Consider the following 25,908-nt stretch of genomic DNA (forward strand, 5'->3'; position numbering starts at 1 on the left):
TCAGGCCCTCCAGTCCAGGACGCGCGCTTCGACCTGTCGGAACAGGCCGTCGCTCACGAGGAAGACGATACTGATGACGAGCATGTAGGCAACTGAGACGTCCATCGCGAGGTTCTGCGCCGCGTTGAGGATCTGGTAGCCGACGCCGTTGCCGACGATGAGTTCGGCGGCGACGACGATCATCCAACACTGGCCGATGCTCGTCCGGATACCCGTCATGATCGACGGCGACGCCGCCGGGAGGACGACCTTCCGAATCATCGTCCAGTCGTCGTCGACGCCGAGGCTGGCGGCGACCTCTTTCAGGTCTTCCGAGACCCCTTCGACGCCCGAGTAGGCACTGTAGAAGTTGATCCAGAAGGAGCCGATGGCGACGATGAACGTCGCGCCGTTGTGGTTGACGCCGAGCCAGATGACGGCGAAACCGATCCACGCCAGCGGCGGAATCGGCCGCAGGACGCGCGTCACCGGCGTGAAGAAGCCGTCGACGCGGGCGTCCCAGCCCATCGCGACGCCGAGGGAGACGCCGAGCGTCGTCCCGATGAGCAGCCCCGGAATGTAGTGATAGAGGCTCTGGACGAGCTTCTCGACCAACCGCGTCGCGGGCACCTCGATTCCGGTGAACGGGACGCCGACGAGTGCCGGGGCGGTGAGTTCGACCCAGAACGCCGCGGCGACCTCGACCGGCGAGGGCAGGAGATACGTCGGCTGGAACAAGGCTGCAATGTACCAAACGAGGAGGAAGCTCCCGAAGCCGGCGACGCTCAGAAACGCCCGCTCGCGGACGGTCGCGAGCAGCCGCTCGAGCAGTGGCTCGTCGGCCGACGCGCCGACGGAGCCTGCGATACTGTAGCTGTCCTTCTCGCTCATAGAGAGTCGTAGATGCCGTAGTCGAACAGCTCGTCGATGGTCAGTTCAGCCTCGGTCTTGCCGAGGCGGTGGGCGTACTCGGCGAAGATTTCGGCTCCGCCCTCGATCTCGTGGGGATCCGAGATGAAGTCCGACGCCTTGGAATCGAGCGCGGCGCGGGCCGTCTCGACCGGCAGCGACGACTCGCCGATGACGGTGCTAGCGTGCTGGGCGGCCGTGTCGGGGTTGTCGGCGACGAACTGCGTCGCGCGCTGGTGCTGGCGGACGAACTCGGTGGCGACCTCGCGGTTCTCCTGGCGGACGCGGTCGTGCATCAGCGTCACGGCGGCGGGCTGGCCGGGCATGAAGTCACCGGCCCACGCGATGGACTGGTACGGCGCGTCGTTGGCCTCGACGACCGTCGGAATCGGCTCCATGATGCTCGTCCCGTCGACCTGCCCCGAGAGCAGTGCCTGCTGGACCGCGGAGGCCCCGCCGAGACCCTTGATGTTGACGTCGTTCTCGGGGTCGAGTCCGAGCGTGTTCTCGATCCAGTAGCGCAGCAGGATGTCCGGGACGCTGCCCGGCGGATAGGTGCCGAAGGTGAATTTCTTCCCTTTCTCGGCCTCCCAGGTCTCGAAGGCGGCCTTCCCCTCGGCCTCCCACATCGCGGCGAACTCGTCGGACGCGAGAATCTTCATCGCGTTTTTGATGTTCGCGGCGGTGATCTGCGCCGGGATGCCCTTGTCGACGACGATCATCGCCGGGACGACGCCGAACATCATCACGTCGAAGTCGCCCGTCGCGGAGGCCTGGACGATGCTCGGCCCGTCTGAGAACAGTTTGCCCGTCACGTCGACCGGCAGTTCGTCGAAGTAGCCCTCCTCCTGCATCACGAAATACTGGATGTCCGGGTAGATGGGCATATACGCGACGTTGAGTTCGTCGAGCTCACTTCCGGAGCCGCCGCCTATCGCACCTGTGCAGCCAGCAAGCCCGGCCGCTCCGGCGACACCGGTCGCCTGCAAGAATCGTCGTCGAGAGTACGCACCGCTGATACGTCGGTCAGTCATTACTGTCGCTATGCGGTCGACACTTAATCCGTAGTCGCCACCGGTAACCGTGAGTGGAAGGCTGTTGCCCCCCGGAAACGCGGATTCCGAACGTCTCTGGCACCGCAACGCGTGAAATCCACCGTTCTGTCTGCCACGTTCGTCATAGATAGCGGCAGCAAGTTCTGCAATCGGACAGTGTTGCTGACGGCCGGATGAAACGTCACGGACGAAACGTCACCCGTGTCCTCGTTTCACAGGTGGTAAGAACTATCTCGGCAGCGAACACCCAGTAGGACATGACCGAGTTCTCCAGGCGAGTCGAGCAGATCTCTATCAGCGGTATCCGCGAAGTGTTCGAGGCGGCGGGTGCGGACGCCATCAACCTCGGGCTGGGGCAGCCGGACTTCCCCGCCCCGGAGCACGCCCGACAGGCGGCCGTCGACGCCATCCAGGCGGGCGAGGCCGACGCCTACACGGGCAACAAGGGCCGCGACGACCTGCGAGAGGCCATCTCGACGCGCTACCACGAGGACATGGACCTCGACGTCGACCCCGACGACATCATCACGACCGCAGGCGGCAGCGAGGCACTACATCTCGCGATGGAGGCACACGTCGACGAGGGACAAGAAGTCATCTTCCCCGACCCCGGCTTCGTCGCCTACGACGCGCTGACCAAGATCGCGGGCGGGACACCCGTTCCCGTCCCCCTGCGCGAGGACCTGACCATCGACCCCGAGGCCATCGAGGAGGCCATCACCGAGGACACCGCGGCCTTCGTCGTCAACAGCCCCGGCAACCCGACGGGCGCAGTTTCCCCCCGTGAGGACGTCGAGGAGTTCGCTCGCATCGCCGACGAACACGACGTGCTCTGCATCTCCGACGAGGTCTACCAGTATTTCGTCTTCGACGGCGAGCACTACTCGCCGATGCAGTTCGCCGAGTCGGACAACGTCGTCGTCGTCAACGGCTGTTCGAAGGCCTACTCGATGACCGGCTGGCGGCTCGGCTGGGTCACGGCTTCCTCGCGTCGCATCAGCCGGATGCTCCGCGTCCACCAGTACATCCAAGCCTGCACATCCGCACCCGCGCAGTTCGCCGCCGAGGCCGCCCTCTCCGGGCCGCAGGACGTCGTCGGCGAGATGAGCGACACCTTCGAGGAACGCCGCGACCTCGTCGTCGACGGGCTCGAAGACATGGGGCTTGAGGTACCGACCCCGAAGGGCGCGTTCTACGTGATGCCGAAGGTGCCCGACGGCTGGGTCGACGAGTGTATCTCCCGCGGCGTCGTCGTCGTCCCCGGCGAGGCCTTCGGCGAACACGGCGAGGGCTACGCGCGTCTCTCCTACGCGACGAGCACCGAGGAGTTGGAGGAGGCACTGGACATCATGCGCGAAGCGACCGAAGCGGTCCAGTAGTCGGTCGCAGTCGACGGGTCAGCGGCTCTCCACAAGCGTTTTTTCCGCGGCTTCTGACGGCCAACTATGGCCCTCCCCACGCTTCCGGTTCCGCTCGACTACGTCTTCCTCGTCGGCTGGCCGCTGCTCTTGGTTCTCGCGTACCGCCGCTACCGACGGGGCGAGCTCCCGCGGCAGCAGCTGTACGCCCTCGGTGCGTCGGCGGGTCTGGCGACCGGCAGCAGTCTCGTCGAACGCTCCGACTCGATGCAGCGACCGCTCGATGTGGTGCTAGAGGGAACGGGTCTCTTCGTCGTCTTCCTCGGCCTGCTCGCCGCCGTCGGTTGGTGGCGGCGGTGGCGGGGCGACAGCGACAAAGGCCCATAGAAGAACCGACCGGAGCACACCACGTTTCCGCTGAAATATCCCGATTGTTCAGGTTCCGTTCAGGTCGTCCTCACGCAGTCGTCCGGTTACCCAGTGCCTCGTCGGCCCACTCGGGCTGGGCGACCGTCTCGACGCTCGTCGCGGTCAGTTCGTAGTGGAGGTCGACCGTCTGCGTCCCCTGTCCGCTCTCGACGACAGCGTACTGCCGCGCCGAGTGAATCCGGCCTTCGCTGTCGACGACGACCGTCGCGTTGTACTCGGTCACGCCCTGGAGGCTCGCGTTGGCCTCCGTCGCAGTCAGCGTGATGAGCGTCTCCTCGCCGGAGCGGTCGACACCGGAGACCGAGAAGTTACTCGCGCCGACGATCTGCCGGAGATACTGGTCGTCGGGGGCGTAGAGCTGGCCCTCGCCGGGTCGCTGGTCGAAGGCGGCGTACTGCGTCTGCTCACCGGCCGAGAAGCGAGCGAGCGTCGTCGTGTCGTTCCACCAGTAGGCGACCGTCTGCGACTGGTTCCCCCCGGCTTGGGCACTCCGAACGTCGGCGGTGACGAACGCCGGACGGCCGCCCGGCTCCGCACGGCTGGTCTGCGTCAGGTTCGTCTCGTAGGCCGTCGACGTCTCGCTGTCGTTGACGTTGACCGAGCCGGCGAGACCGACGCGGTACGCGTAGCCGGACTCGTTCAGCGCGGCACTGTGGGCGTCGACGAGCGTCGACGCGTTGTCGACGCCGTCCTGGGATACGCCCGGCGGCAGCTCTTCTTCGGTCGGTTCGTCGGGGCTGCTCAACTGACTCGCGCCCGAACAGCCCGCCAACACGAGGAGGCTCGCGAGGAGGACCGGGAGGGCGACTCGTCTGAGTTCCATTCGTCTCCGCGTTTCGGACAGCGTCGTAAGTGCCTTCGGAGACGCGGCTGGCCGTGGGTAGCGATACCAAAACGGTGGCCGGTGGCGTGTCAGTCCGCAATCGACGGCTCGGGGTCGCGTTCGACCTCCTCGTTCATCAGCGCGATGAGGTTCGAGTAGGGGACGAACGCGAGCAGTTCGTCCTCGTCGTTGTAGAGGTCGACCCCGTACTCGGTCAGCTCGTAACGCTCACACTCGATGTCGCCGTCGGGGAAATGCGCACGGAACATATCCGAGTGTAGTCACCGAGACGGCATGAATGTGGTGCACGGTACCAAGGATCAGGCTACTTCGCCGAGCTGACGATCTTGATGACGTCGCCCTCGTCCAGTTCGTAGTCGTCGGAGATTCGGCGGCTGGATTTGGCGTTGACCGCGTGGATGTAGCCCTCGCCGATGTCCGAGTGGACGGCGAAGGCGAGGTCTTTCGGCGTCGACCCCCGCGGGAGGAGGAAGGCGTCGGGCAGCACGTTGCCCGTGCCGTCGGTCCACTTCGACTCGTTTTGGACCGGGAACGCCGTGAGATGGTCGAGCAGGTCGTAGACCGCAGTGTCGAGTGCCTCCTGGACGCCCGTGCCGCCGTATTCGGCCATGACGTCGCGGATCTGTTCGAGACCTTTCTGTTGGGCACCGCTGAGGTCACCCGTAATCTCGAAGTCCGGGTCGCCGGGGTCGTAGTCGACGACGCCCGCCTCGACCGCCTTGCGGAGCGCGAGTTCGCCGTCGGCCGTCGCCGGGATGACCGGCTTGCCCGTCTCCCGGAGGCGTTCGATGTTCTCTGCGGGGGCGATGTCGGCCTTGTTGGCGACGAGGATGATAGGTTTCGTCCGCGCGCGGATGTCGCGGGCGAGGCGTTCGCGGTCCTCGTCGGTCCACGCCATCGGGCTGTCGGGATACTCCAGGTCGCGGAGGCTGGCGGCGACCTCGTGCTCGGTCGCGCCGAAACCGGTCAGCAGTTCGGTCAGCGTGTCGTCGAGGTCGAAGTCCGGCGAGCGGGACTTTCGCTCGACGGACTCCCAGTTGCGGGTGATGATGCCCGCGAGCCACTGGTCCATCTCCTCCTCGATGAAGTCGACCTCCTCGACGGGGTCGTAGGTGCCGACCTCGACCGGTTCGCCCTCCTCGTTCGTGCCGCCGGAGGCGTCGACGACGTTGACGATGACGTCGGCGTTCGTCAGCGCGTCGAGGAACTGGTTGCCGAGACCGCGACCCTCGTGCGCGCCGGGGACGAGGCCGGCGACGTCGAGCAGTTCGACGGCGACGTAGCGTTTGCCGTCGTGGCAGTCGTCGTTGCCGCAGCGTTCTTCGCGTTCGAGACAGGGACAGTCGGTACGGACGTAGGTCACCCCGCGGTTGGGGTCGATGGTCGTGAACGGGTAGTTACCGACGTCGACGTCGGCCATCGTCGCCGCTTTGTAGAACGTGGACTTGCCCGCGTTCGGCTTCCCCGCGAGCGCGATAGATAACATAGCTCTCATTTTACCCGACCGGGAAAACTGCCTTTCGGTCCGGGAGAGCCGTCAGACGTCGAGAAGTTCGCCGACCGTCGACCGCAAGTCACCGTTGCCCGCGTAGGCGACGGCCATCTCGTGGACCGTGAAGTGGGCGTGAAACGGCGCGTCGTGGCAGGCGGCGTAGAGCGAGAGCCAGTCGTTGAGCGCGCGTTCGAGCAGTGACTGCTCGACCGGTGTCAGCCGCTCGCCGTCGGTCTTTCTGACGTCGATGTAGAGTTCGACGATGGGTTCGACGCCAGCCGACAGACACCGCTCGGGGTCGCCCGTCTCCGGGTCGAACTCTTCGGCGTCCTGCTGTGAGCGGTCGACCAACCGTGCGACTTCGGGCCAGTGGCCTGACCGACTCACGCGCCGCCCTCCCTGCCAGCCGTTCGCATACGCTATTCGCTACCGTTCGAGCAAGTGAATATAAAGACCGTTGGTTTCCGTCACTCGATTTCGCGGTTCGGGTTCTGCCGGACGAGTCGCATCTCGCCGCTGGCACGGACGGTCCCGTCGACGGTCGCACCCTCGTGAATCGTCAGGTCCGTACAGGAGACGTCTCCGAGGACCCGTGCGCCGTCCTCGACGGTGACCGCCCCGTTACGGGTCGTCACGTCGCCGTGGACGCGCGTACCCGAGCCGACGGTGATGTCGCCGCGGGCGCGGAGACTGCCGAAGATGTTGTTGTCCTCGCCGACGTCGATCTCCGAGGCGCGGATGTTGCCGTGGAGCCGACAGCCATCGCCGACGGTCGCCGGCGTCGAGACGCGCCAGGCGTCGTCCGAGACGCTGCCGCCGCGCGGGACGACGAGCGGGGCGCGGACCTCCTCGTCGTCGTCGCCGAGTGCCGACGCGAGTTCGTCGGCCGCGTCCTTCTCGCCGAGTCGGAGGAGCTGCGAGAGGACGATGAAGTAGAAGACGAGCGTCGGTACCGGGTTGCGGATGACGATCCAGCCGTTGGCCTCGAAGCCCTCGGCGATGTCGACGTCGTCGCCGATGTCCAAATCGCCGGAGACCATGAGGCGGCCGTCGATAGAGACGCGCTCGCCGAGGTAGGCGTCGGCACCGACGAGGACGTTGCCAGCGACCGAACACCAGACGTCGAGTCGGCAGTCACCCTCGGCCTCGATGCCGCCACCGAACTGGACGCGCTCGCCCGCGATGACGTTACGGCCGCGGACGCCGAACTCGACGGTCCCCTGGCCGCCGACGATGACGTCGCCGTCGGTCACGAGGTCGTGTTCCTCGACGGTCGTCCCGTCGGGGATGCGCAGTTCGTCGAGAGGGTCCTGACCGAGTGACACAGAGCGAACCTGTGCGTCGGAGCTATTAAACGGCGCGCAAGACGTCCGTCTGACGCTACCGTCCGACGCTGGGCGACCCCCTTCGGGGACCGACGAGCGGGGCCGGACAGCTCGCGAGTCGCTGGTGATGGCCTTTTATATCACGGTGTGCAAAGAGCGCGTATGACTGCTCTCTCTTTCGACGACGACGGCGTCGACGTGGTCTACGAAGGCACCGAGTTCCGACTGGAGAAGGTGCTCATCGAGGAGGCAACCCAGAAATCCTACCCCGACGTCACCGACCACGACGTGCTGAAGATGGTCGAGAAGAACCCCGAACTGACCGGCGAGCCGCGACGGATTCAGGACATCCTGAAGTAACTGAAGAGACCCGCCCGCGGACTTTTTGTGCAGTCCGACCTGACATTCGAACAGAGAAATCAATGAGCGAACACAAGCGGGCGGGGTTGAACGAACGTGAGCGCGAGCGGTTACTGGATCGACTGTCCCGCGGCAGCACGAGCGTCGGTGGGAGCGTCCCCGACACCGTCGACGTACAGGGCACGGAGGTGCCACTCCGGGAGTTCGTCTTCGAAATCAAGGACTTCGACGCCGTCCCCGAAGCTGAGCGCGAACGAGCCGACGAGATGGTCACGGCGTTGAGACGCGAACGGCTCCAACGACGGAACCGCCTCGCGAGCGACGACGACCTGACCGCTGCGGAGGGCGAGCAACTCGTCGAGAGCATCGTCGGTCTCGACCGCGCCATCAACCCCCTGGACTCGCTGGACGCACGCGGGTTCGAGGAGCAGGCCCGCGAGCAGTGGCTCGACGAACAGAAGCGCTGGTCGGCGTTCCTCCATCGGATTCTCTAACCTCGCGGCGACGTCTTCGGCCGTTCTCGTCCATCTTACCTCTCCGGACAGATTTCTGAAGAGCTATCTGAATATATGTCTGTAAATCTTTGCAGACATCTTTCCATAGTATCGCAATCAGGGGCTGTGCTCGGTCAACCACACGCATCTCCGCGGCCCAAAGCGGCTTACCGACGGTGGCCGAAGCGGTCGGCCGTGTACGACCACGGAGTGACACGTCGATGACCGACGACGGCGTCCACGTCGAGTTGGCGGCGCGGCCGACGCGGGACTGCCCGGCCGCCGCACTCGCTCGCGACTACCCCGTCCGCGGGTTCGTCGACGGCGATGCGGGCAACGCCCCGCAGGTCGTCGTCGAGGCGTCGGCCGATGCGGACCTCGGTGAGCGGGCGGGCGTGACACCGGTTCTCGCAGCCGACGGCACCGTCGTCTGTCGCGTCCCCGCGCTCGCCGAGTCGGAGCCCGCTGGCTGCGACCACGGCCACTGTCTCTTTCGCGGACTCGGCTTTCTGCCCGTCCAACCCTACCGACGACAGTGGGTCGACGGCCGACTCCAGCTGAGTATCGCAGCGACCGACCGAGGGGCCGTCGCCGAGAGCGTCGCCCGGCTCGACGAGGCAGGGTTCGAGACGACGACGGAGCGGATCGTCCACAGCGACGCCCGCGCCGGAAGCGATACCGCCGTCGTCGACCTCGACACGCTGACCGACCGCCAGCGCGAGGTCGCCGACCTCGCCGCCGACTGCGGCTACTTCAGTTCCGACAGCCCCCCGGCAGACGACCTCGCAAGCAAACTTGGAATCAGCCGGGGAACCTTCTCGGGCCATCTCCGTGCCGCCGAGGCGACGCTGTTCGCGCAGGTGTTTGGCAACGAGAGTCGTGAGAACGACACTCACGATAGCGACGACGACACTTGAAAGGCCGAATAATTAGGCAGCAGCCCTACCCGAAAGGCGCGCCCAGCAAGGGGTGGAGGCAAACCCAATGAGCGACCGCACAGACGTCAGTCGTCGAGGTGTACTGAAGGGAATCGGTGCAGCCGTCGCGACCGCCGGACTCTCCGGTGTCGGAGCCGCGGCAAGCTCGGACGACAGCCCGTGGCACGTCGCGGAGACGCCGACCGGGAACACCCTCCACGACGTCGAGCCGACCGTCGGCGGTGCCTACGCCGTCGGCGGCGGTGGCGTCGTCATCGAGCAGGGGGCCGAAGGCTGGACGAAGACGCTCGACGGCGGCCCGACCGGCAACGGCAACAGCCTCTACGGGGCCGCGACGACCGACGAGGGACGGACGCTCTGGATGGTCGGGTCCAGCGGAGCCATCGGCGAGTACGACGTCGAGACGGGCAACCTGAACGACCACTCCGCCCCGATGGACGTCACGAACAACTTCAACGACGTCGCCGTCACCGGGCCCGCGGGCGACGCCAACGTCTACGTCGCCGGCGACTCCGGGAAGATCTACTACAGCTTCGAGAACGGCGAGACGGGCACCTGGGACTACGTGACGCCGGGCAGCGGCGCGGCACTCCCCGCCATCGACTTCCACGGTCACCGGGCAGGCCACGTCGTCGACACCAACGGCAAGGTCTTCGCCACCGACGACGGCGCGACCTGGGAAGCCATCGGCATCGGCGACGCCAACGTCAACTTCTACGGCGTCGACAGCGACGCCGCGGACGACGTCACGGTCGTCGGCGGGGGCGGGATGGTCTTCCGCTACGACGGCGCGCAGTGGACGCCGACCGACCTCGGCGACAAGTCGCTTCGAGCCGTGGCCTACGACGACGGCGACGGCTACACCGTCGGCGGCGGCGGGGCCGTCTTCGACGCTACCGGCGGCCGCTGGGACCGCGAGCAGACGCCGAGCGGCGGGAACTTGAAAGACGTCGCCGCCGGTGACGAGATGATGGAGTTCGACGGCGAGGGTATCGTCGTCGGCGACGCCGTCGCCGTCGGCGCGGGCGGGCTGGTCCTCGAACAGTAAGCCGGTCCACGCAGCCCGGCGACCGATCTGATAGGCTACGGAGTCGCGTCGCTCAAACAGCTATTTGACTCACAGTCAACACTTTTTGCGAGCCGTGTGACCGTCCACACGCGATGCGAACGCACTCCCCGCATCGGTTCGTCGCTGCACTGCTCGCGCTGAGTCTCGTCGCCGTCGGCGGGGCAGCAGCGCTCACGGCCACCCCGGCCGGCAGTGCGGATGCAGCGGACCTCCAATCGGTTCAGTCGCAACGCTCACAGATGCAGGTAAACGCCTCCTTCGACGTCCAAGGTGACGCTGTCCGGCTCCCAGCGGTCGAGAACGCGACCGTCACTGGCCAGACGAATCTCTCGGCCGGGACCGAGGTGACGCTCCGGCTCCAGTCCGCCGGCGACGCCGAAAACCCGTTCCTGAAGTCGACGACGGCCACTGTCACCGAAGACGGCAGCTTCCGGGCGACAGTGAACCTCTCGAACGTCGAACCGTCGACCGACGCCGAACTGACGCTCCAGACGGCGGACGCCGGGACCGTTGCCGAAGCCGACGCACAGGTCGTCGCGGCCGACGCGACGACCGACTCGGAGACCGCGACCACCTCACCCGGCTTCGGTCTCGTCGCGGGCGGCTGTGCCCTGCTCGGTGCAGCCCTGCTCGCACGTCGTGACTGACGTCAGAACGAGAACCGCTCTTCGAGACAGACTTTGACGATAGACTTCGCGATCTCCGCCCCACCCTGAATCGGGTCGAGCTTCGTCTCTCCAGCGCGCTCACGGTAGGCGATTGGTACTTCCTTCACCTCGTAGTCGCGCATCACCGGCCGGATCAGCAGCTCCGCCGAGAGGCCCGTGTTCTCGGTCCACTCGATGTCGTGGAGGAGTTCGCGCCGGTAGGCGCGCATCCCCGTCGTCGTGTCGTGGACGCGCGTGCCCATCAGGACGCTCGCGATGGCCGCGAAGGTCGCGTTCCCGAAGCGGTTGAAGGCGGGCATCGCCTCCGCGCCGTGGTAGAGCCGGTCGCCGCTGACGACGTCCGCGCCGGCGTTGATTTCCTCCAAGAACTCCGGGAGCTGTTCCATCGGGTAGGTGTCGTCACAGTCTGTCGTGACGACGACCGGGCGATTGGGCGTCAGGACAGCCTCGCGGACGGCGACGCCGTAGCCCTGCGGCTGCTGGCGGACAACCGTTGCGCCGTGCTCGCGGGCGATTTCGGGGGTTCGGTCCGAGGAGCCGTCGACACAGACGACTTCCGCCTTCCCGTCGGTGACCTCGTCGATGTCCGAGAGGACCGTCCCGATGGCCTCCTCCTCGTTGTACGTGCCCATGACGACCGCGAGGTCGTCGAACGTGTAGCTCATACAGCGTCATTTTCGGCAGCCGTACTTGAGCTTTTAGGTTCGCCAAAAGTAGCCGAAATCGGTCGGCTGAGCGGTTACTTTGTCGTCACGAACGTTTCGTCGTGCAGTGACTCGCTGACGAGGTCCATGAGCGTCTGGAGGTTCTCGGTGTCTTCGCGGTTGTAGGAGACGAGCGTGTCGAGGGCAGTCTCGTCGCCGCGTTCGTACTGATGCCAGAGGCGAACCGCGTCCCGCCCCGAGATGTCCGGGCGGTCGCGGTCGATGCCGACGTCCTGCTCGATCTGCTTCAGTCCCCCAGAGAGGCCCAGTTGCTTGCAGGGATACATCAGGTCAATGTGGGGGACGTCGATTTCGAGGTCGAACGACTGTTCGAGGAAGGGGACGTCGAAGCGTTTGCCGTTGAACGTCGCGATGAGGTCCGCGGGAGCGAACTGTTCGCGGAGCGCGCCCGCAGTGAGGTTGTCTCCCTGCACGAGCGTCGTCGTCTCGCCGTCGCGGTAGAACGTGACCGTCGTGACGTCGTTGCGGCTGGCGTCGAGACCGGTCGTCTCGATGTCGAAGAAACACGTCGAGTCGCGGAAGTTCTCGTAGAGCCGCCAGCGTTCGTTGCTGGGAAAGCTCTCGTCGAAGAAGCGGGCGTCGCCGTCGGCGAGATGGGGACCTGCCTCGTCGACGAACTCGAAGATACGGTCGGCTGTCGTCGGGCCGACGACCGAGCCGTCGAAATCGTCCCAGTGGGTGATACCGTGTTCCCAGAGGCGGCGTTCGGTCTTCGCGCCGACGCCGCGGACCGGGATGAAGCTGTTCTCGATTCGCACGTCTGCAGTGGGCCGCCGGACGAACCTAAAGCCCTCGTAACTCGTTCGGCCACTCCGCCCGCACAGGCGTCGCCGCTCTCGGCGGTTTCATGTGGGCCGCCTACACAGGCCACTCTATGACTGACGACTCCGAGGCCAGCCGTCGGCTGTGGCTCGTCGCCATCTCGTGGTTCGTCGCCGTCGACGCGCTCGGCTTCCAGCTCCGCGGGGCACTGCTCCCCGAACTCCAACGGGAGTTCACCGTCTCGGAGAGCCTCCTCGGCCTCGTCGCACCTGCAGGCACACTCGGCTTTCTCGTCGTGCTGCTCGTCTTCGGTGCCGTCGCCGGACGGGTCGACCTCCGGAAGACGATGCTGGCGGGTGTGGTCTCGGTCGGCCTCGCCATCGCGACAATCGGCTTCGCGCCGACGTTCGGGGTCTTCCTCGTCGCGCTGCTCGTCCGCGGGATTCTTACGGGGCTGTTCCGCGGCGTCGACCGCCCGGTGTTGAGTCACCTCTACCCTGACGCACGAGGCCGCGTGTTCAACCTCTACGACCTCGCGTGGGCCGCTGGTGCGAGTGCCGGGCCCGTGCTCGCAATCGTCGCGCTTCGCCTCGGCAACTGGCGGTACGCCTACGCACTGCTCGCGGTGAGCCTGATTCCGGTCGCGCTCATCATCCTCCGGCTGGACCTCGACGACATCGCCGGCAACGAACGGCCGCTCCGTCGTGATGAGCTCGCGGCGCTCCTCCGGCGACCCGAGATTCTCGGTGCCGCCGCAGTGATGATGCTCTCGGGCGGCATCGAAGGCGGGTTGTTCACCTGGCTTCCCTACTACGCCACCCAGACGCTCCCACAGGACGTGGCGAGTCTCACCCTCTCGGTGTTCCTCGTGGCCTACGTCCCCGCCCGCTTGCTCTACAGCCGACTCGCCGAGCGGGTGGGCTATCTCCCGCTGGTCATCACGCTGACGGCACTGGCGATCCCGGTCGCTGCAATCACTTTCCGATATCTCGACGGATACGCGTTCGTCGCCGGCATCGCCGTCTTCGGCTTCCTCTGGGCAGGAGTGTTTCCGACGGTCGCCGCGTTCAGCATCGAAGCTGCCCCCGCCTACAGCGGCCCGGTCAACGCCGTCGCGACGGGCGCGACGTATCTCGGGACCGGACTCGTCCCGGTCGTCATGGGTGTCGTCGCCGACGAGTTCGACATCGGCCTGTCGATGCAGCTCTTGACCGTCCTCGTCGTCGGTACCGTCCTCCTCCTGCTCGCGACGAAGTCGGCCACCGCAGCCGCACGTGCAGGGTCGACGAGGAGCGACGCCTGACTCCCCGACCGCAGGCTTATGCCGACGCCGTCCGACTCTCAGCTATGTGCGGACGGTACACGCTGTTCACCCGACAGGATGTCCTCGAAGACCGGTTCGACGCCCACGCCGCCGAGCCGATGGAGCCACGGTACAACTGCGCGCCGGGCCAGCGACTCCCGGTCGTCACGGGTGACGACCCCGACACGATTCAGACGCTGAAGTGGGGACTCGTCCCGTCGTGGGCGGAGAGTGAGTCGGTCGGTAACAAACTCATCAACGCCCGGGCGGAGACTGTCCGCGAGAAGCGGAGTTTCGCCGACGCGTACGAACAGCGGCGGTGCCTCGTCCTCGCCGACGGCTTCTACGAGTGGGTCGAAGAGAGCGGGAACAAACAGCCCTACCGCGTCGCGTTCGCCGACGACCGCCCCTTCGCGATGGCCGGACTCTGGGAGCGGTGGACGCCGCCACAGAAACAGACCGGTCTCGCCGACTTCGGTGGCGGGGCGACGCCCGACAGAGACCCCGACCCCGTCGAGACGTTCACCGTCATCACGACCGAGCCGAACGACCTCATCTCGACGCTCCACCACCGGATGGCCGTCGTCCTCGACGAGAGCGAGGAGAAGGCGTGGCTCACGGGCGACGCCGACGAAGTCGAATCCCTGTTGGACCCGTACCCGGACGACGCAATGGAGACCTATCCGGTCTCGACGCGAGTTAACAGCCCGGCCAACGACGGCCCGGAACTCATCGAAGAAGTCGAATCGTCAGCGTAAGAGGCGAGAGCGTTCAGATTTTGCCGAAAACGTTGCTGTCGAGAGACACAGCCAGCGGCCGAGATTCCATATAGCGATATGTGGTTTGTGTGTCGGCCGGTCGACGGAGGGGAACACTCACGTTATCAGATGAATGTCAAAAAATGGAGAAATGAGGGGTGTGCACGAGCTGAGTCGAAGCTCAGCAAAGAGGCCACGGACACTGCGGCTGGACAGTGCCGTTCGTATCGTGGCCCAACCTGTCTTCGGGACGGCTCGCCCTGGAATCGTTCGGAAACCCGGTTTGAACGCTGTGGACGGACTGGTCCGACAGACTAACAGAGGACAACCCATCTCGACGACGTGACTCCGGGGGTAAAGGGCATCAGGACTCCCCTCGAGGGGATTACTCCAAAAGCGAGTAGATGTTGGCTTCGTAGGTCTCTCGGACCTTGTCCCCCCAGTTGTGGGTGTAGGTGTCGATGATGTCGTCGGCGACGTCGCCGCGAAGATACTTGACGATACCACGGTCACCCGTCCGGTCACGGAGATGCGTCGTGAAGAAGTGCCGGAAGTAGTGGGGAGTGACGTTCTCGCTCGCCCCGCCGCCGGTTCGGTACCAGCCCCGTTCGCGGGCGTGGGTCTCGACGATGTGACGGACAGCTTCGGGGTCGAGTCGTTCCCCCCAGCCTTCGGAGGTCCCGAGGAACAGCGGTTCGGCCGGGGAGACCGCATCGGGGCGAATCGCTAGCCAGCGGACGAGTACCCGCTTCAGCTCTGCGTCGATGGGTACGACCGTCGCACGTTTTCGTTTGTTCGACGCCGTTCGTTCTTCACCGTTCGACGTCTCACCGAAGGAGGGCTCGGGTGAGACGAAGATCGAGTCGGGGCGTCCGTCGAGTTCGCCGCGAGAGCCGAGATCGTACGCCTCGTTCGCATCGGAATCCGAGAGTGCGACGTCCCGAAGGTCGAGGTTACAGGCCTCACCCACACGCATTCCGGTCTTCAACAGGGTGACGACGACAGCACGATGAAGCGGGTGGGTGAGCTCCGCGACGAAGGTTCGCATCGTCGGGACGTCGATCTCCCGTCGAGTCGGATCCTTGTCGATTGTCTCGTCCATCTCTTCCATGACGAGCGTCATCGGGTTCGACTCGAAGACGCCGACCTGTGTCATATAGGCGTAGAAGCGGTGGAGGTAGGCCGCGTAGGTGGCGACCGTGCTCGGTTCGACGTCGCCGCGGAGGGTGTGAACCCACGCCATACAGTGCCGGTGGGTGGCATCCACCGGCTGAATCGACCGGCCGAAGGGGTTCTCGTCGGCGTCCGCGAGAAACGACTCGAATCGGCGGAGGACCCGTTCGTACGACTGCCGCGTCCGTTCGGTCTTTCCGTGGAAGACGAGGTCCTGCAGAAAGTAGCCGACCGGGTCGTCGGGATCGTCGCCGGTGGTCGTCTCAGTTGCCATCGTTCACCAGCGTATACCCCCCGTGTCGGCCACTGTACCGAATCCGGTTCTCTCCTTGCAGCTCACCGAGCGCGTCGTCGAGTCGGTCTTCCAAGTCGTCGGCGAGCGCGTCGACAAGTTGGTCCCACGACATGAACTCGTTCGATTCGAGCGTCGAGAGGAGGCGTGTTTCGAGGCCGTGACCCCCAGGGTCTACGGGGTCAGAACCACCCTCCTCGTCACCGAGATCGAACCCCTTTCGACCGGCCTGCACCATCGTTCGTACGAACTCGCTTTGGCTCATTCCGAGTTCGTCGGCGTGGTCGCGCCACTCGTCTTTTTGATACGTGGGGACGTACGTCCTGACAGCAGCCCGACTCGTGTCCTGGCTCTCGCCCATGGACGAGGGTCGGAGGCCACCCACTTTACTGTGTCCCCATCCATCCGGATAAACTCACTTATCCGGAATCTCAAGACTGCTTGGTGGCGGAATTGTGGGAATACAATTTCGTATTAGTCTTCTAAGTGCCCTGTAATTCAGCATAGAAAACCCAAGTTCCCACGTAGGTCTACTATTTCGGATAAGTAAACACGGCCAGTTCCGTTGTCGCAGAGTTGCGAGTAGTGTGTCGACTCGGGAGTACCAATCGATTGGAAGAGAGAACCGAAACACGAGCAGTCGAGAGCGGCTACTCGGAGAAACTGAACTGGATGTTTTCGAGACCGAAGCCCAGCGACTTCGCGGCCGCGTCGTAATCCTCTGCGTGGGCAAGCCCCGTCCGGAGGATGATCTCCAACGCATCCGTCTCTGAGAGGTTCTCGTCGTCGTACTGTTTGACGAGTTCCGACACCGCATCCTGGAGTTCGAACCGTGTCTCTTTCAGCAGCTGGAACTGCTTTTGCTGGCGGTCGTCGGTGACTTTCGAACGGGCCATCGCGTAGGGTAATCCGCCACGAGTTACCAGGTCGAGCGCGCCGGACTCGCTGGAAACGGAGTCGTTGGCGTCAGTAGACCCGGTTTCGGTTTCGGCCGAGGAAGTTGCCTCCTCTGTCGACGTCGGCTCGGACGTGTCGTCCGACTCACTCTCTCCGTTCGAGACGGCAGGCGAGTCGGCGTTTTTGAACGGGCTCGCCGAGTAGTCGGGGTCGCTGCCAGAGGCGTACTTGTCGTCGCGGGCCATCAGTGTGCGACCTCCGGTTCGGCGTCGACTGCATCGAGCGGTTTCCCTTCGACGAGGTCTGCGACGCCGTTGAAGGAGTCGAGAACGTCGAGTTGGTAGTCACGCAGTTCGTACTCGTCGTGATAGCGGAAGACGCTCATCCCCTCTCCCCAGGCGTCGCTGATCTTGCTCCGTTTGTAGACGACGAAGGGCGTGATGAGCCGGTCGCTGGCTTCGAGTTCCGCGAACACCTCCTGTTGCTTGTTTGTCTGGCGTTTGCGGACGCGGTTGGGGACGATGCCGAGAATCGAAAAGGAGACGTCGACACCGGGAATCCGGTCGAAACCACGCTCCATGGCGGCGAGTTCCTCTTCCAGTCCGCCGATGGCGGCGATTCCTTTGTCGGTCATCTCGGCGGGAGCGACCACGTTCTGCGTGGCGACCATCGCGTTCGAGACGAGCGTTCCCGTCGTCGCCGGTGGGTCGACGAGGACGTAATCGTACCGTTCGGTGAGATCGGCCATCTCGTGGTGGAGCAGCCAATGCTTGCTCCCAGAGTCGAGACCGTCGGCGGCTTCGACCTTCGACTCGATGTTTGCGAGGTCGTTGTGCGTCGGAATCAGGTCGAACTCTTGGGTCTCGATGACGATCTCGTGCAGACGCTGTTCGTCGTCGACGAGGAGTTCGGCGATGTTCTCGTAGTCGTCGCGGCTGGCCCACTCGCCGTAACCCATGTGGTCGGTCATCCCGGCGTTCTGCGGGTCGAAGTCGATTGCGAGCACGTCGTATCCGCGGCGAGAGAGCGCGGCAGCGGTGTTGACGGTGAACGTCGTCTTCCCCGTCCCCCCCGCTTCCGTCCAAAAGGTAACTGCCTTCGGCATGGTTCACCCTGGGTGACACTCCGCAATAAAGACACGTCAGACGTACGGTAGACACAGCCACCGAACAGGCACACTAACAGATGAACGACCCACACAAAGAACAAATACACGAGTGTGCCAGACAACTAAATGTGTGTCTAAATATATAGATAGTTACTTAGACAAACTTTCTATATGATGAGTGGACAGTCGTAGTGGAACACGCCAATCAAGCCACGAACGTCCAGTCCAGAGTGGCTCGGAGGCTTCGACGGCTGTGGCAGACAGGATGGGCCGTAGGATCGCTGCGTCCAACGCAAAGGGCTGGGAAACCGAACCTGGGTGGAAGGCCACGGATTCCGTCAGTCGGTGAGAGTTCGCTGTGACGGCTTCGTGTGCAGACAACGGCGAACGCTCACCCCTCGAATCACCCGAAGAAACGGTACACCTCCAACCGGTTGATCGAGTGAGCAACATTGAGGGCGGCCGCCCACCAACACGTAAATCTCATGCCGCTATATCGAATGCTGCGGCTACAGAACTAAAATTGGTCCGTGGATAATCGGTCAAAACCCGTTCGTCGGTCCCCGTACCCGGCACTGGCGGGAGCTATAACCTCATCTGTGTCGTCGTCTCTCGTGTGTCGGGATACGAGATCGTCGAAGGATACAGGCCGGGTGTCGTCGGGAGGCTGACCGAGTTGCACGCGACGTACTACGGCAACCGCTGGGAACTCGGAACTCGCTTCGAGGTAGACATCGGAACGGGAATCGCGGCGTTCGTCGGCCGGTACGACCCGTCACGTGACGGGCTGTGGACCGTCGTCGACGACGGGCGAGTGATGGGTGGCATCGTCATCGACAGCCGGACCGACAGGGAGAACGTGGCTCAACTGCGGTATTTCATCCTCGACCCTGCACTTCACGGTCGGGGCTTCGGGCGCGGTCTCCTCGACGAGGCGATGGCCTTCTGTCGGGAGCAGGGATTCGACGAAGTGTTTCTCTGGACCGTCGACGAACTGGAAGCCGCAATCCACCTGTACCGCGACGCTGGCTTCGAAGCAACCGACGAGGTCGACCCCCACACAGAGTGGCGGACGACGGTTCCGTACCGACGGTTCGTGTGTGACCTGTCGGCCGTAGAGTGAGTTCGAGTGCCAGCCAGCCGATAGTAGTCTTTAATAATTGAGTGCGCCTGAGTTAATACATGACTGTCGTCAGCGTCTCCATGCCCGAAGAGCTGCTCAACCGTATCGACGAGTTCGCCGACGAGCACGGCTACACGGGGCGAAGTGAAGTGCTCCGAGAGGCGAGCCGAAACCTGCTCGGCGAGTTCGAGGACAAGCGGTTAGAGGACCGCGAGCTGATGGGCGTGGTGACCGTCCTCTTCGACTTCGAGACGACGAGCGTCGAGGAGCGGATGATGCGGCTCCGACACGAACACGAAGACCTCGTCGCCTCGAACTTCCACAGCCACGTCGGCCACCACTACTGTATGGAACTGTTCGTCCTCGAAGGGTCGCTTGAGGAGATTTCGACGTTCGTCGGGAAGCTCCGGGCGACGAAAGACACCCTGACCATCGACTACTCGGTCATTCCGGTCGACGACTTCGGACCGTTCAGCACGAGCGAATAATCAGACCTGCAGGGCAGTCTCCAGTTCTTGCTCCGTGAGGAGTTCCTTCACCAGACCGGTCGGGCCGTCGGCCTCCGTCGGATTCTCCATCAGCACCGTCTCGCTCGGGAAGAGATGCTCGCCGAGGACGAGCCCGTAGTCGCGGGCCGTCGACCCAGTCACCGTCAGATAGACGCCGAGACCGGCGTCGGCGATGGCTGCCTCCTCTTCGGCGTCATCGGCCGACGGATAGGTGAACTCGAGATTCTCGAGCGCGTCGGTGCCGAGGACCGCCTCGACGAGTCGCTCGTAGCGCGGCGAGATACAGAGGTCGCCCTCGTAGCTGGTCACGAACTCGCGGTCGAGCTCCGCACCGGCCGGGAGGAGTTCGGGTTTCGCCATCAACGTGTGGTAGACCGTGTCACCGAGACCGGTGACGACGCGGACGTCGGACTCCCGCGGGTCGATGCGGGCGTTGACGTCGGCGAGACTGTCCAGTCCCTCGGGTCGTAGCGAGACGACCTCTTCGAGGACGAGGTCGGCACTGTCGAAGCCGAGCGCGAACTCGTGGGTCCGAAGCGACCGGAACGGTTCCTCGCGGCCGACGAGCCGAACGTCCACGTCGTCGGTCTCGATGGTGACGCTGTCGAAGACGATGCGGCGGGGTTTGCCGTCGCGGTCGTCACGGAGGAGGGTGTATTCGGGTGCCGTCGGGTCGTCGAGGTCGCTGTAGTCGGCGAGCCGTTCGTACACGTCGCGGTCTGGCTGCTGGGACCCCTTGGTGACGGCTTTCTCGTACCGAAGCGTCGAGGAGACGTCGTCGGCGAGTGCATGGACGCCCGCGCCGGAGGCGAGACGTTCGAGCACTGCTTCGAGGGGGCGCCCCTTCCGGGGCACGGCAACGCAGACCGTTTCTGTCATTGTCGGAGGGTGGCGGTCACGAACTAAACCGGTTACGTTTTCCCGAAGAATCGCACGGCACAGACTGTCACACTCCCCGTAACCACTAACACGCTCGTGGGTGTCACACGTGGTATGGTACCCCGGCCGCGGCGAGAACACACCGAAACTGCGCGGAGAGCGGGACAGTCGGCCTACCGCACTGCCCTCGACGTCGTGTTGACTGGCGTCGCAGTCATCCTCCCAGCCGTCGTCACGATCTACGTCCTCAAGGCTGCACTGGACATCCTCACGGACATCCTCCGCCCCGTCATCCTCGTGCTCGAACAGTTCAACGTCATCCAGAACGTCCGACAGAACTATCTCTTCGTCGACGTGCTCATCGACCTCGGCATCTACACCGACATCGCCTCGGTCATCTCCGAGCTGATCGCACTCACCCTCCTGGTCGTCCTCATCGTCACCATCGGCTCCGTCGCGCGCTTTCAGTCCGGCGACCGCCTCATCGACTACTTCGACTACGTAATCACGCTCGTCCCCGGTATCGGCACCATCTACAGCAGTTTCCGACGCATGGGCGATGCGATGTTGGAAGGCGACACCGACCAGTTCCGCTCGGTCAAGCTCGTCGAGTTCCCGCACGACGACACCTACGTCATCGGCTTCGAGACGGCCCGGTCGCCGCAGAGCATTCGCGAGGGCGCAGAGGCCGACGACATGGTGACGCTCTTCATCCCGCTCGCGCCCAACCCCGTGATGGGCGGCTTTCTCACGCACGTCCCGACCGACCGCGTCAGCGACATCGACATGACCGTCGAAGCGGGCGTCAGAAGCATCATCACGAGCGGCATCGCGACCGACGAGTCGACGGCGCAGGTCGAGACGTCGAACGGCGAGAAGGCGACGTTCGGCGTCAGCCCCGACGACCTGGAGTTTCCGGGGTCGTTCGACCGCCGCGAGAAGGAAGAGTAGCCGAAGAGAGTGCTGTAACCGGCTCAGTTGCCGCCGAACGTGCTGGCCAGTCGGTCGCGGAACTCGTTGAGTTCCTCGATATCCGAGTGGACCGCTTCGAGGTCGTCTCGGAGTGCATCGATGTCGCCCCGCAGGTCCTCGCCGACATCCGCACGCAGCTCGTCCATCTCGGCTTCGAGTTCCTCGCGCGTCTCGACGATGTCGCCGTCGAGGTCGGCGAGGTCCGCGCGCACGTCACCCATCTCGTCGTCGAGCGAGTCGACCGACGCGGCCAGTTCGTCGACGTCGTCGGTGACGCCCGAGAGTCCGTCGACCTCCTCGGAGAGCGTCGAGAGGTCCTCTTCCGTCGCCGCGACGCGGGCCTCCACGTCGTCGACGGCGGCGTCCACGCCCTCGACCTCGTGCCGGAGGTCCGCCCGGTCGGCCTCGGCACCGTCGACGGCGGCTTCCAGCGCGTCGACGGTCTCCGAGAGCGCGGAGACCTCCGAGCGGAACTCGCCGATGAGCTGTTCGCCCGTCCCCTCCTCGTCGATGAACTCCGCGAGCGCGTCGCTGTAGGCTTCGAGATCGTCCATCTGCGACTGGAGCCGGTGGATACGCACGTCGACGCTGTTCGGAACGCCGATGTCGAGTTCGCGCTTCAGGACCGCGAGGTCGTCGTCGTCGACGTTGCCCTCGCGAATCTCTGAGGCGAGAGCCGCCGCGATTCCACCCGCAGCGAGACCGCCAGCAGCAGCCGTCACGGTCCCTTCCTGACTATCGTCCGCCTGAGCGTCCGCGGGCGACGGTTCCGAGTCGGCCACGGCCGCGTCGGCGTCGGGGTCGGCTGCGACTTCGGCAGCGGAGTCCGCCACCGCGTCGGCGGCATCGTCGGCGTCGACAGCGACGGTGTCGTCCGCCGAGACGTCCTGGCCGTCCTCGCTTTCGTCCGCTTCGTCCGCTTCCGCGACGCGCCGGTGGAGCGTCGCGCTCTCCGGGCGTTCGACGACCGCCGAAAGCGTCTCGTCGCCGACCGTTCGAGGCTCGGGGACGTCCTCGGTCTCGTCGCTCTCGTCGCTCTCGCCGCTTCCGGCTTCCGCGGGGTCGTCGAGCACCAGCGGTTCCTCGGCGTCGGTCTCTTCGTCCGCCGACTCGTCGGGTTCGAGCGGTTCGTCGAGGTCGAGCGACTCGTCGGAATCTGTCTCTTCTTCGTCGTCGGCCAGCGGGTCGTCGAGCACCAGTGGTTCTTCGGCGTCGCTCTCTTCATCCGTCGACTCGTCGATATCGTCCATGTCGTCCAACTCGTCGATGTCTCCGAGGTCGCTGTCGATGTCCCCGAGGTCGTCGGCCTCGTCGAAGGACGGTTCGGATTCATCGGCAGCCAGCGGGTCCGCCGCGAGCGGCTCGGCACCGTCGTCGTCGGCCAGCGGCTCCTCCTCGAACTCCTCGTCGTAGGCGTCGGCGGGGTCGTCCATCCCCGGCACGGTGTCGCTCTCGCCCGAGAGCACGTCGCGGACGACCTCGTTGTTGTCCGCACCGACGATGTCCTCGACGCCCTCGGCCTCGGAGCCGCCGCTCTCGTCGGTCGACTGGAGGTCGAGATACGGGACGTCAAGGAACGCCTCGGCGTCGACGTCGGCTTCGTCCAGCCGGATGCCGTAGACCGTCGTCAGCTCCTGGTGTGGTTCGAGTGTCCGGACGAACTCGACGCGGTGGTCCTGGTAGGCCGTCCAGTGGTCGTTGTCGTAGTCGGGATGGAAGCCCACGCAGTCCATCGGGAATGATTCCGGCACGCTGTCGGTCAGTCGGATGTCCACGGTCTCGTCGCTCTCGGAGCTGATGACGAACTTGATGGCCGGGACCGGGAACTCGTCGTCGACGAAGACCTTCTCGACGGAGATGTCACCCGCCGAGACGGTGATAGGGTCGTGCATACCGGGGTCGTGACTCATGGGGAACACAAACCGTAGCCACTACATAAATCAACCGAGGGTCAAAAAGACGATAACTCTGTCTGGTCGACGAGATTGTCTGGAGGTCGAGACTGTCTCGAAACCCGGACCGTGCGAGGCTGTGTCGCTCCCTCAGAGGTCGACGCGGTCGCCGATCTCGACCACTTCGAGCGACTCCGGATACTCGTAGCTCCGGGTGTGGTGGTGCAGGACCTTCGGGTCCGCGGTCATCCCCTTCCACATATCCCAGTGGCTGGGGAGCAGGCGGTCGAACTGGAGGTCGCTCGCGGCCTTGACGACCTCGTTCTCCGTGGAGTACCACTTCGTCCGGACCGGCTCGCCCGTCTCCTTGTCCGGAACGTTGCCGATGGCACCGAACGCGAGGATGCCGAGGTCGATGTCGTATTTCTCGCCCAGCTCGGGGAAGTCCTCGTGGGGCTTGGTGTCGCCGCCGTGGAAGATCGTTCCCGAGTCGTGCTCGAAGACGTAGCTCACCGGATGTGTCGAGTCGGGGTCGTGGGCGAACTCGACGTGGACGGTGAACTCGCCGAGTTCGAGCGTGTCGCCCTCTTCGACCTCGTGGAACTGGTCCGCCGAGACGTCCCAGTTGTCGGTCCACTGCTCGTCGTCGAAGGCGACGGCGAGGCTGTCGTCAGCACCGTAGAAGTCACAGCCCGTGTTCGCGAGGATGGGTGCCTGGCTCGGGCCGTGGGTGTGGTCGACGTGTTCGTGGGTCGCGAGAATCGCGTCGACCTCCTCGACGTCCTCAGGGTCGAACGGAATCGGGACCATCCGAACGGTCCGCGGCGGGTCGCCCATCCCGACGTAGGGGTCGACGAAGAGGGTCGTCCCCTCGCTGCCTTTGATGATGAAGCCGTTGCAGCCGAGATACCAGACGGCGACGGTGTCGGGGTCCGCGTCCTCGACGGCCCGCGGGAGCCAGTCGCCCCAGTCACTCAGGGTCATACGCAGGTGTGCGAGGGCCGGGGGACTAAGCGTTGTGGACTCGGCAGGGCTTCGTCGACGGATACATCGGTTCGACCGACGACTGGGCGAATAGGACAACGAAACGGCCACGATAAAAAGAAAACCGACACAAACGTCCACAATATCTGAGCGGACCCCAAAGTATTCAATCCCAGGGTGTGCATTGTGACAACATGGCCCACGAACCAGCCCGCAGCCGAACCGTGAGCTACGCCGAGATGATCCGGAACATCCGCGCGTCGACGCCGACGAGCGACGCCCTCACGGCCTCTACAGAGTACTGACCGTCACGCGAGTTCGGTCGCTTCGAGCGCGCCGCCCTCTTCTGCCGACCCGAGACCGGCCGTCCAGCCGGAGGCGTCGGCGACTTGCCGGACACGAACTCCCAGGGACACACCGTCGGTCGACACGCCGACCGATGGATCGACCGGTCGGCAGTTCATCCGGAGCCGGGACGACCGAAACGGTTGACAGACGGGACCGTGAGATGGACGTATGCGCATCAGTGTCATCGGCGGAAGTACGATCAGTCCCGACGTCGAGGAGACGGCCGTCGACGTCGGACGGCTCGTCGCCCAACGCGGCCACACGCTCGTCTGTGGCGGTCTCGGCGGCGTCATGCTCGCGGCCTGTCGCGGCGCGAAGGACGCCGGCGGGCAGACGGTCGGTATTCTCCCCGGCGACGACCACGGCCGCGCGAACGAGTACGTCGACGTCGCGGTCGCGACGGGGCTGGGACACGCCCGGAACGCGCTCGTCGCGATGAACGGCGATGCCGTCGTCGCCATCGACGGCGGCAACGGAACCCTCTCGGAGATCGGCTTCTCGTTCGTCTTCGACCGGCCGATAGCCGGTCTCGGGACGCACGACGTGGACGGAATCGTGGCCTGCGAGACGCCCGAAGACGCGGTTCGCTCGGTCGAAGAACGCGTAGACCGTTAGACGTCGCTCGCGCCGCCCGAGTCGGCCGGTCGCTGGCGGTCGTTCCCTTTGTTCTCCTGTCGCTTGGTCCAGTAGCGGTTGACGACCGCACCGATGCCGAGCGTGCCGACGACGAAGTTGACCACCCCGCCGAGGATGGGGACCAGACTCAAGAGCGACGAGACGACGACGCCGACGCCGAGTCCGAGATGGAGGCTCGCGTCGGTCACGCGGTCGGCGAGGACCTCGCCGAGTGCGACCATCCCGACCACGCCGCCGACGAGGGCGACGACGAACGCGACCGGAATCCCGACGAAAAGGCCGATGATCGTGATGGCGAGGATGACGAGTGCGATCAGCCCACCGATGGCGGCGATGAGTCCCCAGACGAACGCCACAGCCGGGTCGTCGCGGATGTCGTCGACCAGTGCCTGGGTGTAGTCAGGTGCGAAAGCGACGATCAGGAGACCGAGGACACCGTTGACCGCGAGTGCGATGGTGAGTCTGAGCAGCGGTGACAGCTGTGGTGTCTCCGGCGGCGTCTGCGCGGCGGCGACGCCAGCCAACGAGAGGAGTGCGAGAAGCGAGACGAACGGGGTCAGCAGTCGCTTGGAGGGGACCATGTTCGGCCGTCGTCAGGACTACGGTAAGTGCTTTGGGGGCCACCAC

30 protein-coding genes are annotated in these 25,908 nt (G+C 64.9%); 13 read left to right on the top strand and 17 right to left on the bottom strand.

Annotated elements, in window-relative coordinates:
• Together BLR57_RS12835 and BLR57_RS12840 are read right to left on the bottom strand one after the other, a co-directional pair.
• Positions 1-870 carry an ABC transporter permease gene (locus BLR57_RS12835; protein ID WP_089698104.1) on the bottom strand — a complete coding sequence of 290 codons (870 nt, stop codon included), beginning with the start codon at positions 868-870 and terminating at the stop codon, positions 1-3.
• Positions 867-1,922: an ABC transporter substrate-binding protein gene (locus BLR57_RS12840; protein WP_089698107.1), complete on the bottom strand. Its 1,056-nt coding sequence runs from the start codon at positions 1,920-1,922 to the stop codon at positions 867-869. Before BLR57_RS12840 ends, BLR57_RS12835 begins: the two co-directional genes overlap by 4 nt.
• Positions 1,923-2,200: 278 nt before the next feature.
• On the opposite strand from BLR57_RS12840, the gene BLR57_RS12845 reads away from it, so the two are divergent.
• Complete coding sequence (locus BLR57_RS12845) at positions 2,201-3,322, top strand: pyridoxal phosphate-dependent aminotransferase (RefSeq protein WP_089698109.1); 1,122 nt, start codon at positions 2,201-2,203, stop codon at positions 3,320-3,322.
• A gap of 66 nt (positions 3,323-3,388) precedes the next feature.
• Positions 3,389-3,688: a hypothetical protein gene (locus tag BLR57_RS12850; RefSeq protein ID WP_089698111.1), complete on the top strand. Its 300-nt coding sequence runs from the start codon at positions 3,389-3,391 to the stop codon at positions 3,686-3,688.
• 70 nt (positions 3,689-3,758) lie between these two features.
• On the opposite strand, the gene BLR57_RS12855 is transcribed toward BLR57_RS12850, so the two are convergent.
• The 5 genes from BLR57_RS12855 to BLR57_RS12875 form a co-directional block, all read right to left on the bottom strand.
• Positions 3,759-4,553 carry a DUF7537 family lipoprotein gene (locus tag BLR57_RS12855; protein ID WP_089698113.1) on the bottom strand — a complete coding sequence of 265 codons (795 nt, stop codon included), beginning with the start codon at positions 4,551-4,553 and terminating at the stop codon, positions 3,759-3,761.
• A gap of 89 nt (positions 4,554-4,642) precedes the next feature.
• Positions 4,643-4,822, bottom strand: a complete 180-nt coding sequence (locus BLR57_RS12860; RefSeq protein WP_089698115.1) for a hypothetical protein — start codon at positions 4,820-4,822, stop codon at positions 4,643-4,645.
• A 56-nt stretch (positions 4,823-4,878) separates the two neighbouring features.
• Entirely contained in the window at positions 4,879-6,060 is a 1,182-nt protein-coding gene (locus tag BLR57_RS12865) for a redox-regulated ATPase YchF (protein WP_089698117.1), read from the bottom strand.
• Positions 6,061-6,111: 51 nt separating this feature from the next.
• Positions 6,112-6,453, bottom strand: coding sequence for a DUF8055 family protein (locus BLR57_RS12870; protein ID WP_089698120.1), 342 nt, complete (start codon positions 6,451-6,453; stop codon positions 6,112-6,114).
• Between the two features lie 80 nt (positions 6,454-6,533).
• Entirely contained in the window at positions 6,534-7,391 is an 858-nt protein-coding gene (locus BLR57_RS12875; RefSeq protein WP_089698122.1) for a polymer-forming cytoskeletal protein, read from the bottom strand.
• A 162-nt stretch (positions 7,392-7,553) separates the two neighbouring features.
• Here BLR57_RS12875 and BLR57_RS12880 point away from each other — a divergent pair, with 162 nt between their 5' ends.
• The 5 genes from BLR57_RS12880 (at position 7,554) to BLR57_RS12900 (ending at position 10,899) form a co-directional block, all read left to right on the top strand.
• Entirely contained in the window at positions 7,554-7,751 is a 198-nt protein-coding gene (locus tag BLR57_RS12880) for a DUF5800 family protein (RefSeq protein ID WP_089698124.1), read from the top strand.
• Positions 7,752-7,813: 62 nt separating this feature from the next.
• Positions 7,814-8,245 carry a DUF5788 family protein gene (locus tag BLR57_RS12885; protein WP_244510013.1) on the top strand — a complete coding sequence of 144 codons (432 nt, stop codon included), beginning with the start codon at positions 7,814-7,816 and terminating at the stop codon, positions 8,243-8,245.
• 221 nt (positions 8,246-8,466) lie between these two features.
• Positions 8,467-9,162: a helix-turn-helix domain-containing protein gene (locus BLR57_RS12890; RefSeq protein ID WP_089698126.1), complete on the top strand. Its 696-nt coding sequence runs from the start codon at positions 8,467-8,469 to the stop codon at positions 9,160-9,162.
• Between the two features lie 67 nt (positions 9,163-9,229).
• Positions 9,230-10,231, top strand: coding sequence for a beta propeller repeat protein (locus tag BLR57_RS12895; protein WP_244510014.1), 1,002 nt, complete (start codon positions 9,230-9,232; stop codon positions 10,229-10,231).
• Positions 10,232-10,344: 113 nt separating this feature from the next.
• Positions 10,345-10,899, top strand: coding sequence for a BGTF surface domain-containing protein (locus tag BLR57_RS12900; RefSeq protein WP_089698128.1), 555 nt, complete (start codon positions 10,345-10,347; stop codon positions 10,897-10,899).
• A gap of 2 nt (positions 10,900-10,901) precedes the next feature.
• Here the strand turns inward: BLR57_RS12900 and BLR57_RS12905 are convergent, their stop codons facing one another.
• Positions 10,902-11,585: a dolichyl-phosphate hexose transferase gene (locus tag BLR57_RS12905; protein WP_089698130.1), complete on the bottom strand. Its 684-nt coding sequence runs from the start codon at positions 11,583-11,585 to the stop codon at positions 10,902-10,904.
• A 74-nt stretch (positions 11,586-11,659) separates the two neighbouring features.
• Entirely contained in the window at positions 11,660-12,403 is a 744-nt protein-coding gene (locus tag BLR57_RS12910) for a ribonuclease H-like domain-containing protein (protein WP_089698132.1), read from the bottom strand.
• A gap of 116 nt (positions 12,404-12,519) precedes the next feature.
• On the opposite strand from BLR57_RS12910, the gene BLR57_RS12915 reads away from it, so the two are divergent.
• Both BLR57_RS12915 and BLR57_RS12920 read left to right on the top strand, forming a co-directional pair.
• A complete protein-coding gene (locus tag BLR57_RS12915; RefSeq protein WP_170830636.1) occupies positions 12,520-13,710 on the top strand; it encodes an MFS transporter in 1,191 nt (396 codons plus the stop codon).
• A 44-nt stretch (positions 13,711-13,754) separates the two neighbouring features.
• Positions 13,755-14,468: an SOS response-associated peptidase gene (locus BLR57_RS12920; protein WP_089698136.1), complete on the top strand. Its 714-nt coding sequence runs from the start codon at positions 13,755-13,757 to the stop codon at positions 14,466-14,468.
• Positions 14,469-14,853: 385 nt separating this feature from the next.
• Here BLR57_RS12920 and BLR57_RS12925 read toward each other — a convergent pair whose 3' ends face one another.
• From BLR57_RS12925 to BLR57_RS12940, 4 genes are all read right to left on the bottom strand, one after another.
• Positions 14,854-15,915: a tyrosine-type recombinase/integrase gene (locus BLR57_RS12925; RefSeq protein ID WP_089698138.1), complete on the bottom strand. Its 1,062-nt coding sequence runs from the start codon at positions 15,913-15,915 to the stop codon at positions 14,854-14,856.
• Positions 15,905-16,294: a DUF5805 domain-containing protein gene (locus tag BLR57_RS12930; RefSeq protein WP_089698410.1), complete on the bottom strand. Its 390-nt coding sequence runs from the start codon at positions 16,292-16,294 to the stop codon at positions 15,905-15,907. Before BLR57_RS12930 ends, BLR57_RS12925 begins: the two co-directional genes overlap by 11 nt.
• 289 nt (positions 16,295-16,583) lie before the next feature.
• A complete protein-coding gene (locus BLR57_RS12935; RefSeq protein ID WP_089698140.1) occupies positions 16,584-17,075 on the bottom strand; it encodes a DUF7970 domain-containing protein in 492 nt (163 codons plus the stop codon).
• Positions 17,075-17,935: a ParA family protein gene (locus tag BLR57_RS12940; protein ID WP_089698143.1), complete on the bottom strand. Its 861-nt coding sequence runs from the start codon at positions 17,933-17,935 to the stop codon at positions 17,075-17,077. Before BLR57_RS12940 ends, BLR57_RS12935 begins: the two co-directional genes overlap by 1 nt.
• A 619-nt stretch (positions 17,936-18,554) precedes the next feature.
• Here BLR57_RS12940 and BLR57_RS12945 point away from each other — a divergent pair.
• Positions 18,555-19,061: a GNAT family N-acetyltransferase gene (locus BLR57_RS12945; protein WP_089698145.1), complete on the top strand. Its 507-nt coding sequence runs from the start codon at positions 18,555-18,557 to the stop codon at positions 19,059-19,061.
• A gap of 59 nt (positions 19,062-19,120) precedes the next feature.
• Positions 19,121-19,549 (top strand): CopG family ribbon-helix-helix protein, encoded by a 429-nt coding sequence (locus BLR57_RS12950; RefSeq protein WP_089698148.1) that lies wholly within the window; start codon positions 19,121-19,123, stop codon positions 19,547-19,549.
• On the opposite strand, the gene BLR57_RS12955 is transcribed toward BLR57_RS12950, so the two are convergent.
• Positions 19,550-20,449 carry a phosphoribosyltransferase HisG-related protein gene (locus BLR57_RS12955; protein WP_089698150.1) on the bottom strand — a complete coding sequence of 300 codons (900 nt, stop codon included), beginning with the start codon at positions 20,447-20,449 and terminating at the stop codon, positions 19,550-19,552. It lies immediately after the preceding gene.
• Positions 20,450-20,563: 114 nt separating this feature from the next.
• Here BLR57_RS12955 and BLR57_RS12960 point away from each other — a divergent pair, with 114 nt between their 5' ends.
• The gene (locus tag BLR57_RS12960) at positions 20,564-21,400 is read left to right on the top strand and encodes a DUF502 domain-containing protein (protein ID WP_089698153.1); all 837 of its coding nucleotides are present in this window, start codon (positions 20,564-20,566) and stop codon (positions 21,398-21,400) included.
• 23 nt (positions 21,401-21,423) lie between these two features.
• On the opposite strand, the gene BLR57_RS12965 is transcribed toward BLR57_RS12960, so the two are convergent.
• Together BLR57_RS12965 and BLR57_RS12970 are read right to left on the bottom strand one after the other, a co-directional pair.
• Positions 21,424-23,331, bottom strand: a complete 1,908-nt coding sequence (locus BLR57_RS12965; RefSeq protein ID WP_089698155.1) for a hypothetical protein — start codon at positions 23,329-23,331, stop codon at positions 21,424-21,426.
• 132 nt (positions 23,332-23,463) lie between these two features.
• Entirely contained in the window at positions 23,464-24,297 is an 834-nt protein-coding gene (locus BLR57_RS12970; protein ID WP_089698157.1) for an MBL fold metallo-hydrolase, read from the bottom strand.
• A gap of 516 nt (positions 24,298-24,813) precedes the next feature.
• Here BLR57_RS12970 and BLR57_RS12975 point away from each other — a divergent pair.
• Positions 24,814-25,260: a TIGR00725 family protein gene (locus tag BLR57_RS12975; protein ID WP_089698159.1), complete on the top strand. Its 447-nt coding sequence runs from the start codon at positions 24,814-24,816 to the stop codon at positions 25,258-25,260.
• On the opposite strand, the gene BLR57_RS19635 is transcribed toward BLR57_RS12975, so the two are convergent.
• Positions 25,257-25,862, bottom strand: a complete 606-nt coding sequence (locus tag BLR57_RS19635) for a DUF8173 domain-containing protein (RefSeq protein ID WP_211603255.1) — start codon at positions 25,860-25,862, stop codon at positions 25,257-25,259. The genes BLR57_RS12975 and BLR57_RS19635 overlap by 4 nt on opposite strands.
• Positions 25,863-25,908 lie beyond the last annotated feature (46 nt).

Origin of the sequence: Halogranum gelatinilyticum (assembly GCF_900103715.1) — an archaeon.
In the GTDB taxonomy this organism is placed as follows: Archaea; Halobacteriota; Halobacteria; order Halobacteriales; family Haloferacaceae; genus Halogranum; species Halogranum gelatinilyticum.